Here is a 7,347-nt window from a genome sequence, read left to right on the forward strand (position 1 = left end):
GGGCTCACATCAACATTCAACGATGTTCACGGCCAGCCCGCCCCGCGCCGTCTCCTTGTACTTGGTCATCATGTCCGCGCCCGTATCGCGCATCGTCTTGATGACCTTGTCCAGGCTCACGTGGTGGGTGCCGTCGCCGCGCAGCGCCATGCGGGCGGCGTTGATCGCCTTGACCGACGCGATCGCGTTGCGCTCGATGCAGGGGATCTGCACGAGGCCGCCGACGGGGTCGCAGGTCAGGCCCAGGTGGTGCTCCATGCCGATCTCGGCCGCGTTCTCGACCTGGGCCGGCGTGCCACCCATCACCTGGCACAGCGCCGCGGCGGCCATCGAGCAGGCCACGCCGACCTCGCCCTGGCAGCCGACCTCGGCGCCGCTGATGCTGGCGTTTTCCTTGTAGAGGATGCCGATGGCCGCCGCCGTGAGCAGGAAGTCGATCACACCGTCTTCGTTGGCGCCGTGGACGAAGCGGCTGTAGTAGTGCAGCACCGCGGGCACGATGCCGGCCGCGCCGTTGGTGGGCGCGGTGACGACGCGGCCGCCGGCGGCGTTCTCCTCGTTGACGGCCAGCGCGTAGAGGTTCACCCAGTCCATCACCTGCAGCGGGTCGCGCAGCGCCTGCTCGGGGTTGCTGGTCAGGGCCTGGTGCAAGGCCGGTGCGCGGCGCTTGACCTTGAAGCCGCCGGGCAGGATGCCCTCGGTCTTCAGGCCGCGGTTCACGCAGTCCTGCATCACCTGCCAGATCTTCAGCAGGCCGGCGCGCGTCTCCGCATCGGGGCGCCAGTGGGCCTCGTTGCGCCGCATCAGCTCGGCGATGCTGATGCCGTGGCGCTGCGTCAGCGCGAGCAGGTCGTCGCCGGACTTGAACGGATAGGGCAGCACCGTCGCATCGGGCGCGATCGTCTTCTGCTTGCTGCCGTCCGCCAGCACTTCTTCGCTGACGACGAAGCCGCCGCCGACCGAGTAGTAGGTCTTGTCGGCCAGCAGTTCCTCACCCGCGCCGTAGGCCATGAACTTCATGCCGTTGGCATGCAGTGGCAGGCTCTGGCGGCGGAAGAAGGTCAGGTCCTTGGCCTCGTTGAACGAGATCGCCTTCTCGCCCAGCAGCTTCAGGTCACCGGCGCGGATGGCGCTCAGGTAACTGTCTACCTGCTCGACGTCCACCGTGTCCGGCTCATGCCCGGCCAGGCCCAGCAGCACCGCCTTGTCGCTGCCGTGGCCCTTGCCGGTGGCGCCCAGCGAGCCGTAGAGCTGCGAGACGACGCGCTCGGTCCTGTCGAGCAGGCCTTCGTGCTTGAGCCGCTGGACGAACATCCGCGCGGCCCGCATCGGGCCGACGGTATGGGAGCTGGATGGCCCGATACCGATTTTGAACAGATCGAAAACGGAGACGGCCATCGTGGTCCTTCTTATTCGCCGGCGAATTCGCTCATCGGCACGCAGGAGCAGAACAGGTTGCGGTCCCCGTAGACGTTGTCCACGCGGCCGACCGGGCTCCAGTACTTGGCGCGGCGCAGCGAGGCCACCGGGTAGGCGGCGTCCTCGCGCGAGTAGCCGTGGGTCCACTCGGTCTTCAGCAGCGACTCGGCCGTGTGCGGGGCATTGAGCAGCGGGTTGTCCGTCTTCGACCACGCGCCGGACTCGACCTTGGCGATCTCCTCGCGGATCTGCAGCATCGCGTCGCAGAAGCGGTCCAGCTCGTATTTGCTTTCGCTCTCGGTCGGCTCGACCATCAGCGTGCCGGCCACCGGGAAGGACAGCGTCGGCGCATGGAAGCCGTAGTCGATCAGGCGCTTGGCCACGTCTTCGGCGGAAACGCCCGAGCTGTCCTTCAGCGGACGCAGGTCCAGGATGCACTCGTGGGCCACGCCGCCGCCCTTGACGCCGTCGATATTGCCGCTGAAGTGGATGTCGTAGGCCTCGGAGAGGCGCGCGGCCACGTAGTTGGCCGACAGGATCGCGGTCTCGGTGGCGGCGGTCAGGCCGTCGGCGCCCATCATGCGGACGTACATCCACGAGATCGGCAGTACGGCCGCGTTGCCCAGCGGCGCAGCGGACACGGCGCCGATGTTCGTGTCGGCACCCAGGCCCGCCGAGCGGTGCGCCGGCAGGAAGGGCACCAGGTCGGCCACCACGCAGACCGGGCCGACGCCCGGGCCGCCGCCGCCGTGCGGGATGCAGAAGGTCTTGTGCAGGTTCAGGTGGCTCACGTCGCCGCCGAACTCGCCCGGCGCGGCCACGCCGACCAGCGCGTTCATGTTGGCGCCGTCCACATAGACCCGGCCGCCGTGCTCGCGCACCAGCTTGCAGATCTCCTTGACGTGCGTGTCGAACACGCCGTAGGTGGACGGGTAGGTGATCATGATCGCGGCCAGCTCGGCGGCGTGCTTCTCGCACTTGGCCTTCAGGTCCGCGAGGTCGATGTTGCCTTCCTTGTCGCACTTGGTGACGACGACGCTCATGCCGACCATCTGGGCCGAGGCCGGGTTCGTGCCGTGGGCCGATTCCGGGATCAGGCAGATCTTGCGATGCGCTTCACCACGCGACTCATGCCAGGCCTTGATCGCCAGCAGGCCGGCGTACTCGCCCTGCGAGCCGGCGTTCGGCTGCAGGCTGATGCCCGCGTAGCCGGTGGCCTGGCAGAGCCAGGCGGTCAGCTGCTCGTTGAGCTTCCAGTAGCCGGCCAGTTGATCGACGGGCGCGAACGGATGCACGCCGGCGAACTCGGGCCAGGTGATGGGGATCATCTCGCTGGTCGCGTTGAGCTTCATCGTGCAGGAGCCCAGCGGGATCATCGAGCGGTCCAGCGCCAGGTCCTTGTCCGAGAGGGCGCGGATGTAGCGCAGCATCTCGGTCTCGGAGTGGTGCGTGTTGAAGACCGGGTGGGTCAGGTAGGCGCTCGTGCGCACCAGCTCGTCCGGGATCAGCGAGGCGATGCCCTTCTCGGCGGCAGCGAAGTCCGGCGCCTGGCCGCCGAAGACGGCGAGGATGGCGGACACATCGGCGCGCGTCGTCGTCTCGTCCAGCGTGATGCTGATCGCGTCAGCCGCGGCGCGGCGGAAGTTCATGCCGGCGCCGATGGCCGAGGCCAGCAGGCTCTCCGTGCGCGCGCCGGTCGTGACCAGCAGCGTGTCGAAGGCCGTCTTGTGGCCCAGGCCGAAGCCCGACGATTCGAGGCCCTTGGCCAGCACCGCGGCGAAGCTCGCCACGCGCTGGGCGATACGCTTCAGGCCCAGCGGGCCGTGGTAGACCGCGTACATGCTGGCGACGACGGCCGGCAGCACCTGCGCCGTGCAGATGTTGGAGGTGGCCTTCTCGCGGCGAATGTGCTGCTCGCGGGTCTGCAGCGCCAGGCGGTAGGCCGGGTTGCCGTGCGTGTCCACGCTGACGCCGACCAGGCGGCCCGGCAGGCTGCGCTTGTACTCGTCCTTGCAGGCCATGTAGGCGGCGTGCGGGCCGCCCGCGCCCATCGGCATGCCGAAACGCTGGGTGGTGCCGACGCAGATGTCCGCGCCCTGTTCGCCGGGGGACTTCAAGAGCGTCAGTGCCAGCAGGTCGGCGGCGACGATCAGCAGGCCGCCCTTGGCGTGCACCGCATCGGCGGCGGCTTGCAGACCGCGGGCCACGCCGGTGACGCCCGGATACTGCAGCAGCGCGGCGAAGCAGTCGGCCGTGCCGGCGTCTTCAGCCTTGCCGACGACGACCGTGATGCCCAGCGGCTCGGCGCGGGTGCGCACCACCTCCAGCGTCTGCGGCAGCACGTCGTCGGCGACGAAGATCGTCTCGGACTTGCTCTTGCCCACGCGATGCGCCAGCGTCATCGCTTCAGCCGCGGCCGTGGCCTCATCGAGCATCGAGGCATTGGCGATGGCCATGCCCGTCAGGTCGGTGACCATGGTCTGGAAGTTGACCAGCGCCTCCATGCGCCCCTGCGAGATCTCGGCCTGGTAGGGCGTGTAGGCGGTGTACCAGGCGGGGTTCTCGAGGATGTTGCGCAGGATGACGCCGGGCGTCAGCGTGCCGTGGTAGCCCTGGCCGATATAGCTCTTCAGCACCTTGTTGCCGGCGGCCAGCGCCTTCAGCTCGGCCAGCGCTTCCGCTTCCGTGCAGGCGGGCGGCAGGGCCATGCCGACGCTGCGCTTGATGCTGGCGGGCACGATGGCCTCGATCAGCGCGCGGCGCGATGCCGCCCCGATCACGGACAGCATGCCGGCCTCGTCGGCGGCATCGGGGCCGATGTGGCGGGCGTGGAACTCGGCGGCGTTCTCGAGTTCCGAGAGGGGCTTCAGGGCGGACATCAGCATGGCGGTACTTGCAGAGAAATCAGGAGATCAGAGCGACTTGACCAGGTCGTCGTAGGCGGTCGCGTCCATCAGGGCGTCGAGCTGCTCGGGCTTGCTCAGCTTGACCTTGAAGAACCAGCCGGTGGCCAGCGGGTCGCTGTTGGCCAGGGACGGGTCGTCGCGCAGCGCTTCGTTGACTTCGGTGATCTCGCCGTCCACGGGCATGTAGACGTCGGCGGCGGCCTTGACCGACTCGACCACGCCGGCCACTTCCTTCTCGGCAAACGTCTTGCCGACTTCCGGCAGGTCGACGAAGACCACGTCGCCCAGCGCGTCCTGCGCGTGGACCGTGATGCCGACGGTGGCGGTGCCGTCGCCTTCGATGCGGACCCACTCGTGATCGGCGGTGTACTTGATGTTGCTCATGACTGTCGCTCCGTGCGTTGAAGTAATGGGTTAGTTAACCGCGGTAGTAACCATTGGGGGTGAAAGGCGTGCTGCTGACCGTCATCGGCGTGCGCTTGTCGCGCACCACCGCCCAGACCTGGGTGCCGATGGCCGCATGGCTCTTGGGCAGGTAGCCCAGCGCCACCGGCTTGTTGACGGTGGGGCCCAGCGTGCCGCTGGTGACGACGCCCAGCTCGGTGCCGTTCTCGTCCACCAGCTTCGCGCCTTCGCGCACCGGCATGCGCTCGCTGCCGACCAGGCCGACGCGCTTCTTCGCGGCGCCCTCAAGCAGTTGATGGTCGACCACCGACGCGCCCGGGTAGCCGCCCGCACGGGCGCCGCCGGCGCGGCGGACTTTCTGGATCGCCCAGGTCAGCGAGGCCTCGACCGGCGTGGTGGTCGTGTCGATGTCATGGCCGTAGAGGCACAGGCCGGCTTCCAGGCGCAGCGAATCGCGCGCGCCGAGGCCGATCGGCTTGACTTCCGGCTGGGCCAGCAGCTTCCTGGCTAGCTCGATGGACCGGTCGCCGGCGACGGAGATCTCGTAGCCGTCCTCGCCGGTGTAGCCCGAGCGGGTCAGGAAGGCGGGGATGCCGTCCAGGTCGAAGAAGCCGCCGGTCATGAAGGTCAGCTTGGCGACTTCCGGGTTCAGGCGTGAGAGGGCGGTGACGGCCTGCGGGCCCTGCAGCGCCAGCAGCGCCTGGTCGGGCAGCGGCTTGACCTCGCACTTGCCCGCCAGGTGCTTCTGCATGTGGGCGATGTCCTGTTCCTTGCAGCCGGCGTTGACGACGACGAAGAGCTCGTCCGGCCGGCGGCAGATCATCAGGTCGTCGAGGATGCCGCCCTGGTCGTCGAGGAACAGCGCATAACGCTGCTTGAATACGCCCAGGTCGACCACGTCGACCGGCACCAGCGTCTCCATCGCGGCATCGGCGCCGGCGCCGATCAGCAGCACCTGGCCCATGTGCGAGACGTCGAACAGGCCGGCCGCGGCACGCGTGTGCTTGTGTTCGGCCATCACGCCGGCGGGGTACTGCACCGGCATGTCATAGCCGGCGAACGGGACCATCTTGGCGCCCAGTTCGAGGTGCAGCGCGTGCAGCGGGGTTTTCTTGAGGATTTCGGCGGACATGACGGGGCTCCAGTGTTCAATATTGGATGCCCCCACTGTCCGCTTTACCTGAGAGATTGGCTGCTGGCCGTGGCCTGCAGCTTGCCCCTTCGGTGGACGGGCTCCGAGACCCGTCTCTCTCCAGTGAGGAACGCTCTCTCGACAATATTTCGGGGGAGCGTCTTGCCAGTCCTTTTGCCTGAGCGTTGCATCGCCTTCGGCGGCTTCTCCCGGGGGAAGCTCTCTCCTGACGGGCGGCATTGTAGCGAGGCTTTTAAGTTAAAACTAAGTCGTTCGGCAACAGAATCCGCTCATGAGAATCCTCCTCGTCGAAGACGACCCGATGATCGGCGAGCAACTGCTCGACCTGCTGCGCGCCGAGAGCTATGCGGTCGACTGGGTGCGCGACGGCGAACTGGCCGACACCGCGCTGCAAGGCCAGAACTACGACCTGCTGCTGCTGGACCTGGGCCTGCCCAGGATGGACGGCATGGCGGTGCTGAAGGCCGTGCGCGCCCGCAAGCAGCGGCTGCCGGTGCTGATCGCCACCGCCCGGGATGCGCTCGAACAAAGGGTTATGGGCCTGGACGCCGGCGCCGACGACTACGTGCTCAAGCCCTTCGAGCTGGACGAACTGCTGGCCCGCATCCGCGCGCTGCTGCGCCGGGCGCAAGGGCGCGCCGAGCCGGTCTACGAGCACATGGGCGTGGCCATCAACCCGGCTACCCACGAGGCCACCGTCAACGGCCAGCCGGTCAACCTCTCGGCCCGTGAGTGGGCGGTGCTGGAGCCGCTGCTGGCCCGGCCGGGCATGGTGCTGTCGCGCCAGCAGCTGGAGGAGAAGCTCTACGGCTGGAAGGACGAGATCAGCAGCAATGCGGTGGAGGTGTACGTCCACGGACTGCGCAAGAAGCTCGGCGCGGCGCTGATCCAGAACGTGCGCGGCCTGGGCTATATGGTCCCGAAGCAATGATGAGGATGCCGAGGGTGCCGAAGGCGCGCCGGCCGCCGTCGCTGCGCCGGCGCCTGCTGCTGTTCCTGCTGGGCGCCATCGCGCTGGTCGGGCTGCTGCAGGGCCTGTCGGCCTACCGCACCGCGCTGAACGAGGCCGACCAGATCTTCGACTACCAGATGCAGCAGATGGCCCTGTCCATCTCCGGCGAGCATGGCCGGCAGGTGACGATGCCGCGCGAGCTGGAGCTGATCATCCAGGCCTGGACCGCCGAAGGGCTGCAGCTGTTCCACTCCAGCGTGCCGCTGCCGCAGCGGGCGGTGCTGGGCTTCACCAATGTGGTGGCCAACGGCACCGAGTACCGCGTGCTCTCGGTGCAGAGCGGCGGCGAGGTGCTGCAGGTGGCGCAGGACCTGGCGGTGCGCCAGCGCCTGGCCAGCCGCCTGGCCTGGCGCACGGTGACGCCGAACCTGCTGATGTTGCCGCTGCTGCTGGGGCTGGTGGGCTGGATCGTCAGCCGCTCGCTGGCGCCGGTGGAGCGGGTGCGTCGGCAG

General features: G+C 68.4%; 5 protein-coding genes, 1 pseudogene and 2 riboswitches. Of the genes and pseudogenes, 2 read left to right on the forward strand and 4 right to left on the reverse strand.

Features of this window, described 5'->3' with window-relative positions; all coding sequences use genetic code 11:
• Positions 1 to 9: 9 nt before the first annotated feature.
• The 4 genes from B0W88_RS13165 to gcvT are packed head-to-tail and all read right to left on the reverse strand — an operon-like array spanning position 10 to position 5,862.
• The gene (locus B0W88_RS13165) at positions 10 to 1,398 is read right to left on the reverse strand and encodes an L-serine ammonia-lyase (RefSeq protein ID WP_077035113.1); all 1,389 of its coding nucleotides are present in this window, start codon (positions 1,396 to 1,398) and stop codon (positions 10 to 12) included.
• An 11-nt stretch (positions 1,399 to 1,409) separates the two neighbouring features.
• Positions 1,410 to 4,304, reverse strand: coding sequence for an aminomethyl-transferring glycine dehydrogenase (gcvP, locus tag B0W88_RS13170; RefSeq protein ID WP_077035114.1), 2,895 nt, complete (start codon positions 4,302 to 4,304; stop codon positions 1,410 to 1,412).
• A 27-nt stretch (positions 4,305 to 4,331) separates the two neighbouring features.
• Entirely contained in the window at positions 4,332 to 4,709 is a 378-nt protein-coding gene (gene gcvH / locus B0W88_RS13175) for a glycine cleavage system protein GcvH (RefSeq protein WP_077035115.1), read from the reverse strand.
• Positions 4,710 to 4,743: 34 nt separating this feature from the next.
• Positions 4,744 to 5,862 carry a glycine cleavage system aminomethyltransferase GcvT gene (gene gcvT / locus B0W88_RS13180; protein ID WP_077035116.1) on the reverse strand — a complete coding sequence of 373 codons (1,119 nt, stop codon included), beginning with the start codon at positions 5,860 to 5,862 and terminating at the stop codon, positions 4,744 to 4,746.
• A gap of 25 nt (positions 5,863 to 5,887) precedes the next feature.
• A riboswitch (glycine riboswitch) is annotated at positions 5,888 to 5,996 on the reverse strand.
• Positions 5,997 to 6,018: 22 nt separating this feature from the next.
• A riboswitch (glycine riboswitch) is annotated at positions 6,019 to 6,101 on the reverse strand.
• Between the two features lie 53 nt (positions 6,102 to 6,154).
• On the opposite strand from gcvT, the gene B0W88_RS13185 reads away from it, so the two are divergent.
• Both B0W88_RS13185 and B0W88_RS13190 read left to right on the forward strand, forming a co-directional pair.
• Positions 6,155 to 6,814 carry a response regulator transcription factor gene (locus tag B0W88_RS13185; protein WP_077035117.1) on the forward strand — a complete coding sequence of 220 codons (660 nt, stop codon included), beginning with the start codon at positions 6,155 to 6,157 and terminating at the stop codon, positions 6,812 to 6,814.
• Positions 6,814 to 7,347, forward strand: a pseudogene (locus B0W88_RS13190) (sensor histidine kinase N-terminal domain-containing protein); the annotation flags it as partial. The gene B0W88_RS13185 and the pseudogene B0W88_RS13190, both read left to right, overlap by 1 nt.

This window comes from Pelomonas sp. KK5 (assembly GCF_001984095.1).
Lineage (GTDB): Bacteria > Pseudomonadota > Gammaproteobacteria > Burkholderiales > Burkholderiaceae_C > KK5.